Origin of the sequence: Halovalidus salilacus, assembly GCF_031852275.1 — an archaeon.
GTDB lineage: Archaea > Halobacteriota > Halobacteria > Halobacteriales > Natrialbaceae > Halovalidus > Halovalidus salilacus.
The window spans coordinates 3,241,091-3,259,628 of sequence record NZ_CP134700.1; the positions used below are offsets into that span (position 1 = coordinate 3,241,091).

The following is an 18,538-nucleotide window of genomic DNA, read 5'->3' on the forward strand; positions in this document are numbered from 1 at the left end:
GTGACATGGTTTTCAGATTCTATCGAGGGCGAATAAATGTTCGCCTCCAACACTTATCGAACAGCAGGACAAAACTCGGCACCCATCGGCTCGAATTCGACTTCTTCACCCACCATCTTGAGTGAAACAATCTACTTCACCGTCATCATCGAGAGCTCCTTCGTCGCGATCGAACGCTCGATCCAGTTCTACGTCGAAGAGAAGGGGTACGACGTCGCCGGGTAGCGCCACACCGCTGTCTACGAACTGCGGGTGCGAGCGGGCTCTTCTCGAGGGACGTCGCCGAACGACTCGAGGGATTCTTCGATGACACCCCGTGGACGCGCGTCTGGGAGCAGACCGTTTGCTGTTCGGCGTCGTCTTCTGTCGTTACCGGCACCGGCACAGGCGAAATTTAGTAGCAAACGATTTGCCGTTCTGAGTACTGTCTCGGCCCGAGGTTTCCTACGAGGGCTACGCTCTCTGTCCATGGCTCAACGCGTCCCGTGAGTGTGACAGGACCGCAACTGTTTAAGCACACTCTCGGTCCATGATAGTCACATGCCAGGCACGGATGACCACAAGCAGACAGTGCGCGAGGCGTTCACAGAACAGGCCGAGGCCTATGCCAGGAACTCCTCGATAACGGATTCGGAGCGGATCGACCGACTGGTGACAGTGTCCGGTGCAGGTCCTCGGTCACGTGTTCTGGAGGTCGCAACTGGGCCGGGGCACGTCGCATTCGGATTCGCGGACGTGTGTGAGGACGTCGTCGGAATCGACCTCACCAAAGCACCACTTTCCATCGCCGCCGAGCAGAAGCGCAACCGGTCAGTAGACAACGTCGAGTTCCTACAAGGCGACGCCGAATCGGTCCCGTGCTCCGACAATTCCTTCGATATCGTCGTCTGTCGGTTTGCTCTCCACCACCTCGAGAACCCCTCGGACGTCCTTCAGCAGATGACACGAGTCTGTCGTCCGGGCGGAACCATAGCCGTGGAGGATCTCGTAGTCAGTGAACACACCCGGAGGGGGAACTACCAGAACGAGTTCGAACGCCTCAGAGACCCCTCTCACGTGCGGGCACTCCCAATCAGCGACCTACTGAGGACGGTCGCCGAACAGGGGATCGAAGTGGAGGACGTACGGTCGGGGGCGCTCATCCCGGAGGTGGAAACATGGCTCAGCAACGCGGAGACACCGGAATCACGAGCCAAGACGGTACGGGAAATGATACGGAAAGACGAGGAACGCGACCTGAGTGGAACACGTCCTTTACGTCGAGACGGCGACTTATACTTCGTTCAGCGAACAGCCACCATCGTGGGCCGTGTACTCGAAAACACGCCGGAGACGCCCAACTCGTAGTTCGGATAGTACTACCTGGCCGCAGCGCCGGTTTGGATCAGCTGTCTATCCCTCAGAGCTGTGATGACGTGGACTGTAAAACATTTCCTCTGCATCAACCGATACCAACCGCCCGAATCCCACTATGCCATGATACCGAATACGCACACCTACCAAACAGGTGTTTCATCGCCTAAGGGGTGAAACAAACGACGGCCCCTCGCTGCATACTGGCGATATATTTTGCAGACTGCTTCTGACAAGACCGCGGTAGTTAGTTGAGTCGCTGCAAGATACAGGGCGCGAATGTCGTATGGCGTAGCACCGTAATCGAGGGGCACTGAATTCTATCTGTGTAAGCCAATGGTAGACCAAAACTTCTCATCCGAACATCACCTCGCGTAATAACATTTATGTGTGGGTATTGATCATAGCATGTCAATGAATGAAGAGCGAATAATATTTCGACTGGATCTTATTATCGGACTCTTGATTGCCATTCTTGTATTACTTCTTTTCCCTTTTCTGTCTGTAAAACGGCTGGTCCTCGGAGTATTTCTATTCGGATTTGTATTTCCAATACTCTATCTACTTGTGTTGTTGCTCCGAGATAAGTTTGAATGACTACTGAGCAGATGATTCATTGGTTTCGATAGGAAACCAACGAGTCCGTCGTGCTGAACTCATTCTCTGTCTCTTGCACGCGCTTTCTACCCCTACTGGATAGAATGAGGGAAGCTTGCTAGATACACAGTGCGTATTCATCACACAATTACGAATTCGGTTTTAACGTTTGAAATCGAAACGACCGCTATCAATCTCGGATCGGCAAGAAACCGTAGAGTTTCTCGCTCATCGGAGAATGATTGGATGTACATTCATCACTTCCACTACTCGAGAAAGATTGCTAACCAGTCGTCTAAAACGGTCGGGGGACACGCCAGCAACTCTATTATGCGCCAATGCGTATGCTTGACATGGGTTCCTCGATCGAAGACATCGAATTCGTTGTCAGCTCCAAACACCGCGTCGGGGTACTCGACGTACTCGCTAACGGAGAAAGCGACCGGGACGATCTACGGGCAGTCACGGGAGCCTCGTCCCCGACGATGGGTCGCGTTTTGAACGCGTTCGAAGAACGATGTTGGATCGAACGAAATGGACCGACGTACGAATTGACGCCGCTCGGCGAGTACGTCGCCGAACGGTTTGCGGAACTCCGTGAGGCGATGCAAACGGAACGAAGTCTCCGGGACGTCTGGCGGTGGCTCCCCCGCGAAATGGAAGGGTTTTCCGTGGAACTCTTCGCTGACGCCGTCATTGCTTACCCTGGTCCTGGCTATCCCTACAAACCTGTCGAACGAGTGCTTCAACTGGTCGAAGAAAGTGATTGGATGTGTGGCTTTGGGGCAACGGTGTTCAAATCGATCGCCAATGAGGCGATCTGTCTAGCGGTCCTTGACGGGATGGAATTTGAGTACGTGTATCCGCCCGAGGTGTTGGCGGCGACCGTCGCTTGGGACCCAGAAATGGTTGAGAAGGCCGCCGCAATGGAGCATTGTACCGTCCTCGTCCACGATAACCTCCCCGACAAGAAGCGGTGTGGGTTCGGCATCTTCGAGCATCGCGTCGGCATCTGCTGTCACGACGCGGATTCCAGAGCACTCCGAGCGTGGATCGACACGGATGCTCCCGAGGCCCGCGAGTGGGCGCTCTCGGTCTTCGAGCGCTATCGCGACGAGGCGCGGCCAGCTGACGAGACGGATATGAACGTCCCTGTTCCCGAGGGAATTACAGTCCCGTGAAACGATCCGGCGATGTCGGTTGGAGTCAGCGGGATAGTCATTCGCTGGTATGCGCACTGTTTTAATTAACAACTGCCCGTCTCGTTTGGTGCTGCTGACGGTTGCTTTCACCCAGTGAAATATTTCACTAGGTATTTACAATATCGTCGCACTCGTAGCTATTCTTGTAGGAGGCGAACAGATATGAGTGACCCCGAACTGGAGGATTTTCTGATTCTCCGCAACCTGGATGAACCACTCCCCGAAGAAACGTTTCGCGCTGTCGCGGAAGGAGCCGGCGAGGTGCTGCAAGATCTCAACGACGAGGGTGTTGGCATCCGGTGGGCCAAATCGTACATTCGGACCAAACCGGACGGAACAGTCGTTGGAACCTTCTGTCACTACCAGGCCGAGAACGAAGAGGCGCTCCGCGAGCACGCCGACCGCGCTGGACTTCCCGTGACACAAATCGATCTCCACGGGAAGACGCTGGAAGCCGAATAACAGCCCACGACTGAATCGAGGAAGGGCAGAGAGAAATGACCACCATACACGGAAACAGGTACAACCGATGAACAACGGGACCCAATCTACCGACTACGCCGAAGTCACCGAACGCCAACGGGAGACGTGGGGGACTGGCGATTTCAACGAGATCGCCCGGCAAAACGTAATCATGGCCGAGGCGCTCTGTGCAGCTGCTGATCCACACCCTGGCCAACGCGTGCTGGACATCGCGTGTGGCAGCGGAACCGCGGCCCTCGTTGCAGAGCGCCGGTACTGTGAGGTTACGGGTATCGACTATGTGTCCGGGCTGATCGAACGTGCGAAGACTCGAGCGCAAGCCAACGGGCAGCGGATCGACTTTCGTGTCGGTGATGCACAGGATATGCCGTTTCCCGACAACAGATTCGATGTAGTCCTGTCGGTCTATGGGGTGCAGTTCGTAGCCGACCAAGAGCAAGCGGCACGCGAGTTGCTTCGTGTGTGTAAACCGGGAGGCAAAGTTGGCCTCGCTGGGCCGATTCCCGAGGGGTGGAGCGGCGACTGGTTTGCTGCTCATTCTCGGTACGCGTCTCCACCTCCTGGCGTCCAGTCACCGCTTCGCTGGGGAACAGAGGAGGGCCTTGAGGAGCTACTCGAGACGGATGTTCTATCGATCGAGAATGAACAACGGACGGCACTCCAATACTACCGGTCGATCGACCATGCTGTGGAGGTGTTCAGTACGTACTTCGGACCAACGATCCGGGCACTTGAGGAGATCGATCCTGCTGACCAGGAGAATTTCCTAAACGATCTCAAGGCCGTCATGAGGCGATACAATCGGGCGACGGATGGGACCGCAATTGTCGAGAACCGGTATCTCCAAACCATTGCAATTAAAAAATAACTCGAAACGAACGATCATCGACTGGATTGCTCAGCCGACACTGTCTAGTTTAGCACCTCCGCTGGCGTCTGTCCGTTACGTGATTGGTGCGGTCGTTGTGTGTTATAGTAGTGTGCGAACTGTTCAAGCTGTTCTCTGACGCTCGCCCGACTGTCCACCCATGAAGTATGGAAGCGGTCAACTCCCTTCTTCAGGGTGTAAAACCACTTTTCGATCAGGTTTCGGTCACCTCGTTGAGCTGACCGCTCAGCCCTAACCGAGAGAGGGCAGTCAGATAGACGTAACCATCGACGAGAAACACCGTTTCGGAGAGATCGTGTTTCTCGGTTAAACGATGCAGGAACGCAGCGGCAGGATCGGTGCCTCGTCGTCCGAACACTGCGACATCAAGAATGAGCCTCGTGTCTAGGTCTATTGCAGCGTACACCCAAGACCAATCGCCGGTAATCTTGACAGCGGTCTCATCAACCGCGACCCGCGATGGCTTCGCCATCGGCGGGTCTGGCACGCTGTCAGCAAGCCGATATACCCAGTGCCAGATTGCTTGGTGAGAGCGTTCTACGCCGAGCAAGCGAAGAATTGCTTGTATCTCTCGAATCGAACATCCGGTTGCGTGAAGGCGGACGGCGAACACTCTGACGGGCGTCGCCGTCCGCTCACGCACCCAACATTCATCAAATTCCGCCGCGTAGCACTCGCTGAGCATGTCTGCGAGCTTCATTCCAACCTCACTCCACGACCTGCTCGTTCCTCAAACTGGCCTAACTAGACGGCCAAACTGACCAGCATGACCGTCGACCACCAGAGACTGAAGAACGCGACACTGCCGAAGTTCGTGCTAGGATCTCGGGTTCCGGTGAATGCCGTCCAGAGTGCCCACGCCAAGAGCGTGACCGTAAGCACGTGAACGTTTGGTTAGACATAGCGGTTCGTTAAATGAAATAGAATCACGCGTGAACGGATGGGCGAGAGGTGCCAAGACCGACCTGATTCGCTGCTTAAACAAATGCTTTCGTCCCTAGGTGTGTGTAAGACAATTAGTGTAGTTATCGAAAATTATTACTGGCCGCTAAGGTGAACATCTTCACTGCGCTACGGTCGCAGATTTACTCTGTCAGTGCGCCGCGAAAGCGTCCGGTAGGCCCAATGCATCGCCCGGTACCCGGCGAAAGCCCGCTGCGGTCAGATGCAGCCGTCGGGGAGTTCATCGGCGTGGTCGTGCTCCAACCCCAACAACGGTTCGAACTGTCTGTAGCATTGGTGTCTGGCGAAGGGTTACTCAAAGACGGATATCGATTCTTAAGCAATGACGGATGAAACGACGGCTGAGCAGGCTATTTGAGTTAGACGACATTAACAAGTATAACAGAAGATAGTTATCCTTGGCAGTCACGCGACTTGACATGGCCGTCCTTCAGACGCTTGCCGAGCAGGCGCTTGGGTGGCTCGTTATTGCCGTATCTCTCGTGGTTCCCGGTGTAGTGGCAACGATCTGTTGGTCGCCGTTTCTCGCGTCTGAACGGATTCGGTCCCTGTTCAAACACGTACCGCCCTTCGAATCGATGGTTCTGACGTACGTGGTCGTCGGAATTGTCGCATCGCTGCCGTACATCCTTGGGATCACCGCGGTGATTGCGTCCCTTGGGGTAGACGAGATCTGGGGACCACCGATACTCGGTGCGACCATGGTGCTCACTCTCTGCTACTGCATTGGGATTCCACTCTTCGGGGTGCTCGGACTTCCTCGCCTAGGGATTGACTGGGATCCAACGGGGTACGGCCGTTCCACCTGGCTACTGCTCATCGCTGGCGGCATCTGGTACGCCGGGATCTTCGCTTTGCCACTTACGGTCCTAGGGCTCATCCTCTCGCTACCCGGCGGCTGGTGACGGTATCACGACCTGGCGAGCTTGAAGGTTCGTCTGAAACTCGTGGCGTGTGGTTTGGTAAGGTAGTCGAGCTTCAACCCCGCAAAGTTCGTCTGAAACCCACGGACGATCAATTCGACGATGACCAGCGGTCGCTTCAACCCCACCAGGGCTGTACCGTCATACGCGGGGTAACCCGCCTCCCTGCTCCGGGCACCCTGCAAGGATTGAACGTGGCGACGGCCGTAGTCCGTAAACCCCATCCCTGACTCATCTCCACCACCATCGTGGACGTCGTCACGTTCCTCGGTCCGTCCACCGTTTATGGATGTCCCAGTGGGTTGCATTCTCCGACATTCATTGCCGGAATGTTTGTTATTATTAGTGGCTATGGGTAATGGTAGTCCGCCGGCCATAATGCCACCTGGCCAGGCACTCACATCCCTTTCAACCCCCTTCTCCACCAAGGCAACCGAGACCCTCGAGGACATCCTACGGACCAGCAGCGTACTCGAGGAGGCGATCGGCGGCGAACTGCCACACCCGCTCGGTGAGTTCGGGATCGGCGTCCTCGAAGTCGACGGAGATCGATTTCTGTTACTGCAGTTCAAAGGTTGACGTACTGGTTCTCCCAGTCACGTCGCGCCTCGAGTTCCCGTGTCCCACGCTTCGTCACAGTGTAGAAATTGGTGCGCCGGTCGAGCTCCCCTTTCTCGAGCAAACCTTTGTCCACGAGCGTGTCTAGGTTCGGGTAGAGGCGGCCGTGATGGATCTCTTTCTCGTAGTAGGTCTCGAGTTCGTCCTTGATCGCCAGGCCGTGGGGTTCGTCCAGTCCTGCAGCAACGTACAACAGGTCACGCTGAAACCCGGTCAAATCGTACATATCAGGTCCTGTGTCCAACACCAGCTTAAAAGGAGGTGGTGCAACCCACCATCCTCAATGATAGACCATGTCCAAGTGAGGCAGGGTTTTTTGTCCTACAACTCCTTTGCCACCCCTATTTCAAACGGCATCCTAATTCATTGGGTAACGCTTTTATATAGAGGGGTAGGAGAGCGAACATGGTTGAGCAACATACGCGAGACAACTCAGTCTCTTTCTCGGAGCGCACGATCGGCCCGGTAACGGCAGAATGGGGTCGAACCGCGGAGGAGACACCAGTATTCACAGTTGTCTCAGCGGTTGCTGAAGCTGCCAACGTGGACATGCTCGAGCTGCCCCCGCTCTACGAGTCCATTGATCCAGAGGCGTTGAACGATCTGTTCACAGCGCGTGGTGACACCGCTGTTGAGCAGGTGACGTTCGAGTACGCTGGTTACCACGTGAGCGTACAGGGCAACGGTGAGGTGACAGTCGAGTCGATCACCAACGCCTGAGTTCTCGGCCGGGTTTCGCGCGGCGATACCAGCAGCTCTCGAGTGACAACACGGATCAGAACCAGTCTTCCCACTCGGTTTGACCGCCGACGTCTGGCCGTGACCGCTAGTGGCTCAGTGGCGCCTGCACACCCGTCTCTCCATCGGCGTCAGTGATGGACTGTTCAACTCGTTCCACTTCTCGATTCAACCACTGCATCGGCTCACCGATCTACGAGTCCCGTTCGGAGTTTCTCTCGGTGGAGGGTCTCAGTGTGCCAGCCGAGTCGAGCATCGTGGTGTCGCTTCAAGAACTCTCACATCTCAATTGCCGAATTGTTCGATCACCCTCCGAATCGAATCCTGTCTACTGTACCCGATGACGGAACCGACGATGATGATACCGAGGAGTCCGAGCGCAATGGTAACTTCTCCGGTCGCGAGTTTACCGCCAGCATACACGGTAATAACGTACGCCGGGAGCCGACCGATACTGATAACGACGAGGAACGTTCGGAGCCGAAGCTTCGTGAGGCCGCTCAGGAAACAGATCGCGTCATCTGGCAGGCCAGGAATAATGACGAACGCCACCAATCCGGGAATCCCAACCCGTTCGACGAATCCGTCGAATCGAGTTACTACGTCCTCGTGGAGGAGTTTTTCGACGAACGGCCGTCCGAACCGTTTCGAAAGGGAGAACGCAATTGCACTCCCGAGGATCACGCCGACGAGACTGTACACTGTTCCCTCCGTCGGCCCAAACACGTACCCCGAGACGAGTGCGATAACCTGTCCCGGAACTGGTGCTACGATGACTTGGACGGCCTGGACGAGGACGAATACGAGCGGCGCGAATGCACCGAACTGACCGATCCACGTACGGAGTTCCGTGGCATCGAACAGAAACGGCGCGTACTGACGAGCACCGGCGTACGCGACGAAGAATGCGGCCAGAAGGAAACAAGCCACCACGAGACCGTGACGGAATGCCGACCGGGACGTGAAAATTTGCATTCTGTTCGACCAATCGTATTACCCTAGCCGCACACGAGAATTCGATACTCGAGTCGGTCCCGCGAGTCCTACGCAAAAAGACCAACCCACTCCTCCAGCTCCACTTATCATCATTCTACCATAATTTCCAGTCGGTAAAGAAAAGAAGGTTTCGGAGTTTCTGTGAATCCGGGTACTGGACAGTTACGGGCAGGGAAATCGGCGGGCACTAGAAGGGCAAATGATGGTGAGGATCACGTGAACGGTCCTCTTCTTCGACGGTGGCCGAGAGACGGCATCCTGGGTGTTCTCGTAGTGAGCGTACGGTCGTCCCTGTTCGTATCGGAAGCCTCGAGGACGCCGTCACCCGCTCGGTACGTTCCTACGGTTCTCGATCCGTGGCTTCGTCGAGAAGCACGATCGCCCCGCCGAGAAGCGCGATATTTTTCAAGAAATTGATTTTGTTCTCCTGCCGCTCTTTTCCCTCCATCGTCCAGAAATCGTGAATCGAGGGAGTCGTTCCGAGGAAGAAGACGACGAGTGCGCCGGCGGATGCCCGCGGGTACTTCCAGAGCAAGATCCCGAGGTTCGCCACGAGGAGCAGTCCGGTGACGAAGGGAACGAGGAGATCCGGCGCAGGTACCCCTTTCGACCGAGCAACCTCGACGCGCTTTTCGTTGTTCATGAATCCGTCTACGGCCATGTACGCGAGTATCCCGCTGTACAGCGCTCGACCGAGTCTAGACGGCGGATCGTTCGACGGTGGAGTATCACTCATGAGCTGGCGAATGTGGTGCTGTCTGTTCTGCTCTGTCGCATACGTCTGTTCGTCTGAAGTGCCATCCGATTAGAGGGTTTCTATCCGACTGACGTTCGCGACGATCCGACCGACCGTGTGGTATTCGCCCGTAGTGTCCCGTCGCATGATCCGACCTTCGACGTCGGCGCGCTGGTCCGGGACGTCGAAGAGACCGGAGCCGCAGATGACGTCGCCGTCGTAGACGTCCCAGGTTTCGATTATCTCGTGCGGCTCGCCGGGGTACGGAACGCGCTCGAAATCGCGTCCGAAGTTCGTCGATTCGAACAACGCCGCCTCGTGATCGTCGTTCACCCACGCCGGAGGGGCTTCCTCGCCGCCGCAGAAGAAGAGCCTCCCGTCGTGAACGAACACCCGCCTGATGTAGGAGAACGCGTTTCCGTCGTCGATTCGAGTCCAGGACTCGCCGCCGTCTACCGTCCGGTAGAGGCCCCCCTCACCGACCGCGTGTCCGAGACCGAGGTTCTCCAGGTTGTGATCGAGGTAGCCCGTCGTGGCGAGCCAGACGTCCTCCGAGATCGGCAGGATCTGGTGGATATCGTCGATGATCGTATCGCGACGGTCGATCCACGTCTGTCCGCCGTCCCTGCTCAGGTGAACGCCACCCGCTTCGACGCCGGCGATCAACTGGTCGGGTCTGCCGGAGACGACCTCGAGAGCGCGCAGTCGCGCGTAGTGTGGGTCGATCGGTGACTCCCAGTGACCGCGGGAGGGGAGGTCGCGGAACCCCTTCAATTCCGACCACGTCTCGCCGTCGTCGACGGAGCGGTAGACGTACGGATCGTTCGTCCCGGCGTAGAGCGCGCCGTCGGACGTCGCCAGGATCGACCAGACCTCGCTCTCGCCGGCGTGCCAGAAGCGGTCACCGAGGGGCACGCCGAGGTCCTCCCACGTGTTCCCGCCGTCGAGCGATCGATACGCCCCGGTCGAGGAGGCGACGAACACGCCGTCGGTGTGATCCCACGATTTGACGGCCGTCACGACACCACAGTCGAGTACCTTCTCCGCCTCGTCCCGTTCGAACGGAATCGTCCCGACTCGGTACAGACCGTCGTCCGTGCCGATCAGCAGCGTCATACGACTCTTGTTATCCCGGCACATAATAAAGATTTACCAGACTGTAAAACCCTAAGTGCGGCCGGCGTCTACGAGGAGTCGTCGTGACCACTCACCGCTCGAGGCGGCGCATCCCACGAGGGCGACAGCACACATGACATCGACGCACCCGACGAAACGTCCGACGGACGCAGCGTATCTCGAAGAGCGAGCGGACGAACCGCCCACCGATCTGCTCAACCTGCCCTGGATCGACGTTCACAATCACGCGCACACGCTCTCGTGGGGCGACCGGGAACGGTACGCCCTCTCCGGGTGTGAAGCCATGGTGATGGTGGCGTCGGGGTACCACTGGACGCCGTACAAGCCCGTGAGAACGAAAGACGTTCGCTTCCTGTGGGACGACGCGATCAACCGCCGCGGCGCGATCGAGCGCGACCACTTCTTCGAGGCGAGACTCGGTCTCGGGATCCACACGGGCGTTCGCATCGAGGATCCGGAAGCGGCGCTCGAGTCGATGGACGAGTACTGCGAACTCGACGAAGTCGTTGCGGTCGGCGAAACCGGCGTCACACCGTCCCAGCACGTCAGCGCGTGGGGCGTAGACGAGCAGCGAGCCCTCGTGCAGGCGCAGATGGAACTCGCGGACGATCACGGGTTACCCGTCATCCTCCACACGCCGAATCGATCCGCCGGATCGGACCGATCGTATCGACGGGGAGCGGGGATTCCGGGGTACGAAAAGAACGCGGAACTGGGGCAGGATCCGGTGATCGACGCCGAAAATCCGGCCCTCGAGGCGGTGAAGTACGACGTCGAGGCGATGCGAGCCGCGGGGCTAGACGACGAGCGGGTCGTCGCCTCGCACGCGGATCGGAACAACACGGCCTACCTCATGGAAGAGACGGATTGCTATCTGAGTTACACGATCGGTCACTCGTGGTTGATCGGCGTCACCGCCGCGGACGTCGCGGACGCGATCGACGAGTACGGGCCGGATCGGATCATGATCGATACCGACTGTGCGAACGTCCTCCGGACGGATCCCTTCGCGCTGAAACGGGCTATTCTCGAGTTGTACCGGTACGGGATCGAGAAAGAGGCGATCCGGACAGTCGTGCTGGAGAACCCGCGCGAGGTGTTCGACTTCGAACGATGACCCGTCCGCGATCACCTAGGCGTACGAACAGGTGTTCGTGAGTTCCCCGATCCCGTCGATTCCGATCGTTACCTCGTCACCGTCCTCGAGGAGCACGGGCGGGTCACGATAGACGCCGACGCCGGGTGGCGTTCCTGTGAAAAGCAGGTCGCCCGGCTCGAGGGTAAACGCCCGGCTACAGAACGATACGAGTTCGTCGACCCCGAAGATCAGGTTCGACGTGGTCGACTCCTGCAGTCGCTCCCCGTTCACCTCGGCCCAGATGTCGAGGTCGTGCGGGTCGTCCACTTCGTTGGCCGTCACGAGTTCCGGCCCGATCGGGGCGAACGTATCGAGGCTCTTCCCGCGGACCCACTGGCCGTCGCCGTGCTGAAGGTCGCGGGCCGAGACGTCGTTGCCGACGAGGTAGCCCGCGACGTGGTCGAGCGCCTCCTCCGGGTCGACCCGGCGTGCTTCGCGGCCGACGACGGCGACGAGTTCCGCCTCGTAGTCGACCTTCTCGGTGTAGTCGGGATCCCAGGCGATCGTGTCGCCCGGACCGATCACCGACGTCGGAAATTTCGAGAAGAGGACGGGCTCGTCGGGGATGGGGTTGTCGCCCTCCTCGGCGTGGTCCCGGTAGTTGAGGCCGACGCAAACCACCTTCCCCGGGGTCCGTATCGGCGCCTGCCGCTCGACGTCGTCGACGTCCCGGACGCCCACCCCGGTCTCCTCGGCGTACTCGACGGCCAGTTCGACCTTGCGCCGCCACTCCCACTCGGCCAGCAGGTCGGTGCTCTCGCGCGGGATCTCGACGCCGGCGGCCGCGCCAGCTTCGATGAGGTCGACGACCGTCCGGTCGTCCGTCTTCGCTCCGACCCAGCCCTGTGTTCCGTCCGTCGTTCCGTATTGTCCGAGTCTCATGTCACCGTGTCGCCTCTCGGTACGTATCTGCTCGTATCTGTTGGTCCATCCGCCGCGTTCCGCTCGCGCCCGTTCGCCGGGTAGGTACACCAGGTCATAGCTCCAACCCGGCCTCGTCGATCAGCCGCCGCCCGGACCGGACGAACCGGTCGAACTCCTCGTCGACGAGGTTGTTCAGCAGTTCGCCGTCCCGCTTGACGACCTCGCCGTCGACCAGCACCGTGTCGATGTGCGAGGCGTCGGACTGGAAGACGACGGTCTGGATCGGGTCGTGCGACGGCGCGGTCAGGAAGTCGTCCTCCCGCAGCATGACGACGTCGGCCCGTTTGCCGGGCGTGAGCGTCCCGATTTCGTCCTCCATTCCGAGGGCCTTCGCACCCTCGATGGTGGCCATCTCGAGGGTGTCGCGGCAGGTGATGCTCACCTCCGTGACCTCCTCGTGGCCCTCCAGAATCTCCTGGTTTTCGAACATCCGCTGGACCTGCATGCCGACCCGCATCTGGCTGCCCATATCGCCGTTGATATTCGAGCACACGTCGACGCCCCACGTCGGGCGCCCGCCGGCCTCGAGCACCTTCCCCGTGACGGGGATGCCGTGGCCCATCTGCATCTCGACCTCCGGCGTCGACGAGAAGGACGCGCCGGCGTCGACCGCGCGCTGGACGTCCTCCTGCGAGAAGTGGTTGCCGTGGGCGATGTTGACGTCCGGCCCGAGCAGGTCCCGGATGCAGCCGAAGCCCTGGTAGTCCTCGCCGTAGATCGACGACGGCCACAGCGCAGCACCCATGTGGACGGTCGCGAGCGCCCCCAGGTCTCGCGCTAATTCCATGTCGCTGCGGGCGGTCCCGTCGGTGCAGAAATCCGGCCCCCGGAGCCCGAGCGCCAGGCTGAGCAGGTCGTCGTCGCGGATCTTCTCGTCGTAGAGTTCGCGGATGTTCCCCTCGGGGAGGCCGACGTCGCTCTCGTACCACCACGTCGCCGCGTCGTCCCCCGGCGGGCCGTACGTGTACACGGCGCGCAGTCCAGCGTCCTTGAGCGCGTCGACGGCGCGTTCGCCGTGTTCGAGCGTATTGGGATACGACCAGTCCAGGGCCGTGGTCGTCCCCGTGTGGAGCTTCTCCAGCGCGCCGAAGAGGCCGCCGAGGTACATGTCTTCGGGCCGGTAGAGTCCGGTGATGTTGCCGAGCATGTGCTCGAAGTACTCGCCCATGAGCGACCAGTCCCCGGCGATACCCCTGACCTGGGTCTGTGCCAGGTGAATGTGCGAGTCGACGAATCCGGGCAGGACGATGTGGTTCTCCGCGTCGATGACCTCGGCGTTCGAGGCGGTCAATCCGTGACCGATTTCGACGATCTCGCCATCCTCAATCAGGACGTCCGCCCCGTCCAGCTGCCCGATGTCCGGATCGAGAGTGACGATCGTCCCGTTCCGTATGAGTGTTCGTGTCATGCTCAGTACGACAATCTTACCACGAGGGTAAAAATTTACCGTACGGTAAACCGGTCGGTGGTACGTCCTCTCAGAACAATTCAATTAAATAGCTCTCGGCCGGAGTGTCGGTATGAGCGAATCCGATGAGAAGGTCTCCGCCAAGGACACTCGAGAAGTGATCATGGAGGCCACGTTCCGTGCGCTGAGCAAGCACGGCTACAAGGACCTTCGGATGCGCCACATCGGAGAGGAGATGGAGCTCACCCGGCAGGTCATCCACTACCACTTCGACGGGAAGTACGATCTGCTGTCTTCCTTCCTGGAGTACGTCATCGAACAGTACGAGGGGAGCGTCGAAGTGGACGAGGACGCGGACCCCCGGACGGAACTCGACGCCCGGATCGACCAGTGTTTGTTCGGACCGGAGTTCAGCGAGTTCACCCACTGGGATCGAATGAAGGTGTACCACGAACTGTACACGCACGCGCAAAACGACGGCGAACACAGGGAAATATTCAACGAACACTACGATCGGATTCGAGGGAGCATCGTCGAGGTCGTCGAAGACGGAATCGACCAGGGAGCCTTCGAAGCCGTCGACGCCGAACGGATGGGGCAGCTCATCACGGACGTGATCCACGCCGCGCGCGCGCGACGGATCTCCCTCGGACACGAAGACGCGCCCGACGAAGCCCGACGCGCGATAGACGAGTTCATCCTCGACTCGCTGTACGCCGATTCGGACGACGCGTGAGGGGCCATAGGAATTCGAACCCCCGTTCGACGCGCCAACCGCCGTTTTGCGTTCGAATCCATCCTCGCCGACGCCGTTTCAGGTCCGAGCGCGACGTCACTCCGCCTCGTCGCTCGTACCTCCGAAGACGCCGTCGGCCTCCAACTCGTCGAGTTCCGATTCCGCGTATCCGAGGTCCCGAAACACCTCGCGGTTGTGCTCTCCGAGCAGCGGCGGCGGAAGGTCGAAGCCGCTCCGGGCGCGATCGAACTTCAAGGGATGTTCGATCACGGGAACGTCCCCCAGTTCCGGGTGTTCGATCTCGGTCACCGTCCCGCGAGCCTCGATCTGCGGGTTGTTCAACGCCTCTTCGACGTCGAACACCGGGCCCGCCGGAACGCCGCCGTCCTCGGCGATTATCTCGATCCACTCGTCCGTCGTCTTCTCTCGGAGTGTCGCCTCGATCTCTGTCTCTAACTCCTCGAGGTGGTCGACCCGGTCCGCGTTCGTTTCGAAGCGGTCGTCCGCCGGAAGATCCGGCCGATCGATACTCTCGCAGAGTTCCCACCAGAGTTTCTCGTTGAGGATGCAGACGTTGAGGTATCCGTCGGCCGTTTCGAACGTCTGATACGGCGCGAGCACCGGATCTTTCGTCCCCATTCGCCGCGGCTCCCTCCCGGCGAACACCTGGCCCGCCTGCTTGGTGAGCCAGGGAAGTGCGGACTCGAGCATTCCGAGATCGATGTACTCCCCCTCACCGGTTCGTTCTCGCCGGTACAGGGCCGTCGTAACGCCGAACGCGGCCCACATCGCGGTGATGAGATCCGTCATCGGCAAGCCGACCTTCACCGGTTGCCCGCCCGCTTCCCCCGTGACGCTCATGATCCCGCTCATCCCCTGGATGAGCAAATCGTATCCGGAGCGCTCCCGCCACGGCCCGGTCTGCCCGAACGCGGAGACCGCGAGGTAAACGATATCGTCGCTGTGTTCCGCGATCGACTCGTAGTCGACGTCGAGGCGCTCGGCGGTCCCCGGACGAAAGTTCTGGACGAAGACGTCCGCCTCTTCGACGAGGTCGTACAGCGCTTCCGTGGCTCGAGGGTTCTTCAGATCGAGTTCGATACTTCGTTTCCCGTAATTCACCGTCCAGTAGTACGGCGATTCGCCGTCGACAAACGGCGGTCCCGAATGACGAATCGCATCGCCGTATCCCGGCTGCTCTATTTTTATCACCTCCGCACCCTGGTTCGCGAGCATCGCGGAACAGAATCCCCCGGTGACGAACGTCGATAGATCGAGAACCGTAATTCCGTCCAGTATTTTTCCATCACGACCCATGATTCTACGTCAGTCCATCGACACCGCGTCCGTTCGGTGATCCGTCGAGTCGTCCCGCACTGGTTAGTTCTCCCATACCCACCATTTTCTTTACCAGTTGGTAAAACTAACGCCGGACGTACACCGTGGTGGTCCTTAGGATGTTCATCCAGCCAATGCGCGATGCTCTATCGACGGCAAGATCACACGGTTTAGGAACCACGATTCGGTGTTGATGGACCGCTGAACAGTTGTCCTGACGCGATCACCCGCCCTAAGATGGAAGTACGAAGACACCTAGGATCTTCAGGTTTAGCGAGTGAGGATCCGCATAAACAACGCCTTTGTCCCCGTTACCCCAACTCGAGAGCGAACGATGAATCACAGGACGCTCGGATCGGTCGGATCGGTGAGCGAAGTCGGCTACGGCGCCTGGCAGATCGGCGGCGACTGGGGCGACGTGAACGAATCGGAGGCGACCAGCGCGGTCGAGGCCGCCCGCGAGGCCGGGATCGACTTCTTCGACACCGCAGACGTCTACGGCGACGGCCGCTCGGAACGCATCGTCGGCGACGTCCTCGCCGACGACCTCGAGCGCGACGCGGTCACCGTCGCGACGAAGGCCGGCCGTCGACTCGACCCCCACGTCGCTGAGGGGTACACCGAGGAGAATCTCCGGCGCTTCGTCGACCGATCGCGTGAGAACCTCGGAGTCGACCAACTTGACCTCGTCCAGCTTCACTGCCCACCGACGGGCGTCTACTACCAGCCGGAGACGTTCGCCGCCCTCGAGACCCTCGTGGACGAGGGGCGGATCGCCAACTACGGCGTCAGCGTCGAGCGCGTCGAGGAGGGGTTGAAGGCGATCGAGTACCCGGGCGTCGAGTCCGTCCAGATCATCTTCAACCCGTTCCGCCAGCGGCCGGCGAAGCTGTTCTTCGAGAAGGCGGCGGTGCGCGACGTCGGCGTGATCGTCCGCGTCCCGCTCGCGTCGGGACTGTTGACCGGCACGCTCACTCGGGACACCGCGTTTCCGGAGAACGACCACCGAAACTTCAACCGCGATGGCGAGGCCTTCGACGTCGGGGAGACGTTCGCTGGCGTCCCCTTCGAGGTCGGACTCGAGGCCGTCGAGGCGCTCGAGGAGCACGTCCCGGAAGGGGTTTCCCTGCCGTCGTTCACCCTCCGGTGGATCCTCGACCACGACGCCGTCTCGACCGTGATCCCCGGGTCGACGACCCCCGAACACGTCCGCTCGAACGCGGCCGCGAGCGACCTCGAGCCGCTCGAGGAGTCGACCCACGACGCGGTTCACGACGTCTACGACGAGTACGTCAAAGAGCACGTCCATCACCGCTGGTGACGGTCGAGGCGACTCGATTCAGTATAGCTGGGGACTATAGTTCGAGAGTATAGGGGCCTTGTTTAGACGCCTGAATTCATGGCTTTGAGCGGTCGAGCGCGAGTTCGATGTTTCTGACGGCACACTTCAGTACGAGTTCGCGGAACTGACCGAACCACGTTCGAGCGCGGACGATTTCGCCGTATTTTCGCCGCAGCGCGAAAAACGTCGATTCGACGTTCGACCGTTGATGATACGTTGTATCATCAATCAAGATATTACCTGCAACGCCATTCCAGCCAAATTCACGGTGCTTGATCACCGGTTTCACGCCTTCAGCACGAAGTTTCTGACGAAGTAGCCACCAGTCGTAGCCTTTGTCGGCAGTGAGAACACTCACTTTGCCGAGGTTTCGTTTTAGCACTTGCCAGCCAATCCGAGAATCGTGCGGTTGTTTCATCGAGCAGTGTATATCGAGAACCACACCAGTCTCGCAGTCGATCAAGACGGTCGTCTTGACCGCGCGAAACGTGTAATTCGTCCGTTTGGCGTAGTGCTGGCTGGCCGAGATCCGATCCATGCCGGTCGCGTCGATCGCCTGGATCTCGCCGGTGTCGTGCAGCTCCGCCGACAAACGTAGTAAGACGCGCCAGATCGGCATTTTGAGTCGCTGATACCGGGCGCAGACGGTGGAAAAGTCGGGCAGTTCAGACGGTTCTAGACCAAGAATTCCGACGATTCGTGGCATCTCGTAGAGGACATCCAGCAACCGCCGATACGGATGATCGAGATACTCCCGAAGACCATGCAGAGCGACGATTACCCAGTCTGCGTAGCCTCCTTCTCCGGGTTGAAACGCTGGATCCGGCTCTCCAGCGACGGCTTTTTGAGCGAGCGAGACAACTTGTCTCGTGAAGCGGGCGAGTTTGCTGGACACAAATTCGCCTTCTCGCTTCATTTCCTAGAACGTTCGACAAGTAGCGACTCTTGCTAGAACCCTAGAACTTACTAGTGAAGGTTCCTCCGCAGAGATCTCGAACGTCTAAACAAGCCCGAGTA

18 protein-coding genes and 1 pseudogene are annotated in these 18,538 nt (G+C 59.2%); 10 read left to right on the forward strand and 9 right to left on the reverse strand.

What is annotated here, in order from left to right; genetic code table 11:
• Positions 1 to 540: 540 nt before the first annotated feature.
• The 4 genes from RJT68_RS16000 to RJT68_RS16015 all read left to right on the forward strand — a co-directional run bounded on the left by RJT68_RS16000 (position 541) and on the right by RJT68_RS16015 (position 4,503).
• Positions 541 to 1,347, forward strand: coding sequence for a class I SAM-dependent methyltransferase (locus RJT68_RS16000; RefSeq protein ID WP_407037533.1), 807 nt, complete (start codon positions 541 to 543; stop codon positions 1,345 to 1,347).
• Positions 1,348 to 2,303: 956 nt separating this feature from the next.
• A complete protein-coding gene (locus RJT68_RS16005) occupies positions 2,304 to 3,131 on the forward strand; it encodes a helix-turn-helix transcriptional regulator (RefSeq protein WP_407037534.1) in 828 nt (275 codons plus the stop codon).
• 183 nt (positions 3,132 to 3,314) lie between these two features.
• Positions 3,315 to 3,614: a DUF4242 domain-containing protein gene (locus tag RJT68_RS16010; protein WP_407037535.1), complete on the forward strand. Its 300-nt coding sequence runs from the start codon at positions 3,315 to 3,317 to the stop codon at positions 3,612 to 3,614.
• A gap of 67 nt (positions 3,615 to 3,681) precedes the next feature.
• A complete protein-coding gene (locus RJT68_RS16015; protein WP_407037536.1) occupies positions 3,682 to 4,503 on the forward strand; it encodes a class I SAM-dependent methyltransferase in 822 nt (273 codons plus the stop codon).
• A gap of 44 nt (positions 4,504 to 4,547) precedes the next feature.
• Here RJT68_RS16015 and RJT68_RS16020 read toward each other — a convergent pair.
• A pseudogene (locus RJT68_RS16020) lies at positions 4,548 to 5,224 on the reverse strand (IS6 family transposase).
• Positions 5,225 to 5,906: 682 nt separating this feature from the next.
• On the opposite strand from RJT68_RS16020, the gene RJT68_RS16025 reads away from it, so the two are divergent.
• Entirely contained in the window at positions 5,907 to 6,392 is a 486-nt protein-coding gene (locus RJT68_RS16025) for a hypothetical protein (RefSeq protein ID WP_407037537.1), read from the forward strand.
• Between the two features lie 396 nt (positions 6,393 to 6,788).
• On the forward strand, positions 6,789 to 6,989 hold the full coding sequence (locus RJT68_RS16030) for a hypothetical protein (protein ID WP_407037538.1): 201 nt from the start codon (positions 6,789 to 6,791) through the stop codon (positions 6,987 to 6,989).
• Here the strand turns inward: RJT68_RS16030 and RJT68_RS16035 are convergent.
• Complete coding sequence (locus RJT68_RS16035; RefSeq protein ID WP_407037539.1) at positions 6,979 to 7,254, reverse strand: helix-turn-helix transcriptional regulator; 276 nt, start codon at positions 7,252 to 7,254, stop codon at positions 6,979 to 6,981. The two genes, RJT68_RS16030 and RJT68_RS16035, sit on opposite strands and share 11 nt — an antisense overlap.
• Before the next feature lie 179 nt (positions 7,255 to 7,433).
• On the opposite strand from RJT68_RS16035, the gene RJT68_RS16040 reads away from it, so the two are divergent.
• Positions 7,434 to 7,748 (forward strand): HalOD1 output domain-containing protein, encoded by a 315-nt coding sequence (locus tag RJT68_RS16040; RefSeq protein ID WP_407037540.1) that lies wholly within the window; start codon positions 7,434 to 7,436, stop codon positions 7,746 to 7,748.
• A gap of 303 nt (positions 7,749 to 8,051) precedes the next feature.
• On the opposite strand, the gene RJT68_RS16045 is transcribed toward RJT68_RS16040, so the two are convergent.
• From RJT68_RS16045 to RJT68_RS16055, 3 genes are all read right to left on the reverse strand, one after another.
• On the reverse strand, positions 8,052 to 8,741 hold the full coding sequence (locus RJT68_RS16045; RefSeq protein WP_407037541.1) for a TVP38/TMEM64 family protein: 690 nt from the start codon (positions 8,739 to 8,741) through the stop codon (positions 8,052 to 8,054).
• 361 nt (positions 8,742 to 9,102) lie between these two features.
• On the reverse strand, positions 9,103 to 9,498 hold the full coding sequence (locus RJT68_RS16050) for a DoxX family protein (protein WP_407037542.1): 396 nt from the start codon (positions 9,496 to 9,498) through the stop codon (positions 9,103 to 9,105).
• A gap of 69 nt (positions 9,499 to 9,567) precedes the next feature.
• Positions 9,568 to 10,614 carry a WD40/YVTN/BNR-like repeat-containing protein gene (locus RJT68_RS16055; RefSeq protein WP_407037543.1) on the reverse strand — a complete coding sequence of 349 codons (1,047 nt, stop codon included), beginning with the start codon at positions 10,612 to 10,614 and terminating at the stop codon, positions 9,568 to 9,570.
• A gap of 133 nt (positions 10,615 to 10,747) precedes the next feature.
• Here RJT68_RS16055 and RJT68_RS16060 point away from each other — a divergent pair, with 133 nt between their 5' ends.
• Complete coding sequence (locus tag RJT68_RS16060) at positions 10,748 to 11,752, forward strand: TatD family hydrolase (RefSeq protein ID WP_407037544.1); 1,005 nt, start codon at positions 10,748 to 10,750, stop codon at positions 11,750 to 11,752.
• Between the two features lie 15 nt (positions 11,753 to 11,767).
• On the opposite strand, the gene RJT68_RS16065 is transcribed toward RJT68_RS16060, so the two are convergent.
• Together RJT68_RS16065 and RJT68_RS16070 are read right to left on the reverse strand one after the other, a co-directional pair.
• The gene (locus RJT68_RS16065) at positions 11,768 to 12,655 is read right to left on the reverse strand and encodes a fumarylacetoacetate hydrolase family protein (RefSeq protein WP_407037545.1); all 888 of its coding nucleotides are present in this window, start codon (positions 12,653 to 12,655) and stop codon (positions 11,768 to 11,770) included.
• Positions 12,656 to 12,749: 94 nt separating this feature from the next.
• Entirely contained in the window at positions 12,750 to 14,105 is a 1,356-nt protein-coding gene (locus RJT68_RS16070) for an amidohydrolase family protein (RefSeq protein ID WP_407037546.1), read from the reverse strand.
• Positions 14,106 to 14,217: 112 nt separating this feature from the next.
• On the opposite strand from RJT68_RS16070, the gene RJT68_RS16075 reads away from it, so the two are divergent.
• Positions 14,218 to 14,841 carry a TetR/AcrR family transcriptional regulator gene (locus tag RJT68_RS16075; protein WP_407037547.1) on the forward strand — a complete coding sequence of 208 codons (624 nt, stop codon included), beginning with the start codon at positions 14,218 to 14,220 and terminating at the stop codon, positions 14,839 to 14,841.
• A 96-nt stretch (positions 14,842 to 14,937) separates the two neighbouring features.
• Here RJT68_RS16075 and RJT68_RS16080 read toward each other — a convergent pair whose 3' ends face one another.
• On the reverse strand, positions 14,938 to 16,158 hold the full coding sequence (locus tag RJT68_RS16080; RefSeq protein WP_407037548.1) for a CaiB/BaiF CoA transferase family protein: 1,221 nt from the start codon (positions 16,156 to 16,158) through the stop codon (positions 14,938 to 14,940).
• Between the two features lie 355 nt (positions 16,159 to 16,513).
• Here RJT68_RS16080 and RJT68_RS16085 point away from each other — a divergent pair, with 355 nt between their 5' ends.
• The gene (locus RJT68_RS16085; RefSeq protein ID WP_407037549.1) at positions 16,514 to 17,500 is read left to right on the forward strand and encodes an aldo/keto reductase; all 987 of its coding nucleotides are present in this window, start codon (positions 16,514 to 16,516) and stop codon (positions 17,498 to 17,500) included.
• A 76-nt stretch (positions 17,501 to 17,576) separates the two neighbouring features.
• On the opposite strand, the gene RJT68_RS16090 is transcribed toward RJT68_RS16085, so the two are convergent.
• Positions 17,577 to 18,437: an IS5 family transposase gene (locus tag RJT68_RS16090; RefSeq protein ID WP_407037550.1), complete on the reverse strand. Its 861-nt coding sequence runs from the start codon at positions 18,435 to 18,437 to the stop codon at positions 17,577 to 17,579.
• Positions 18,438 to 18,538 lie beyond the last annotated feature (101 nt).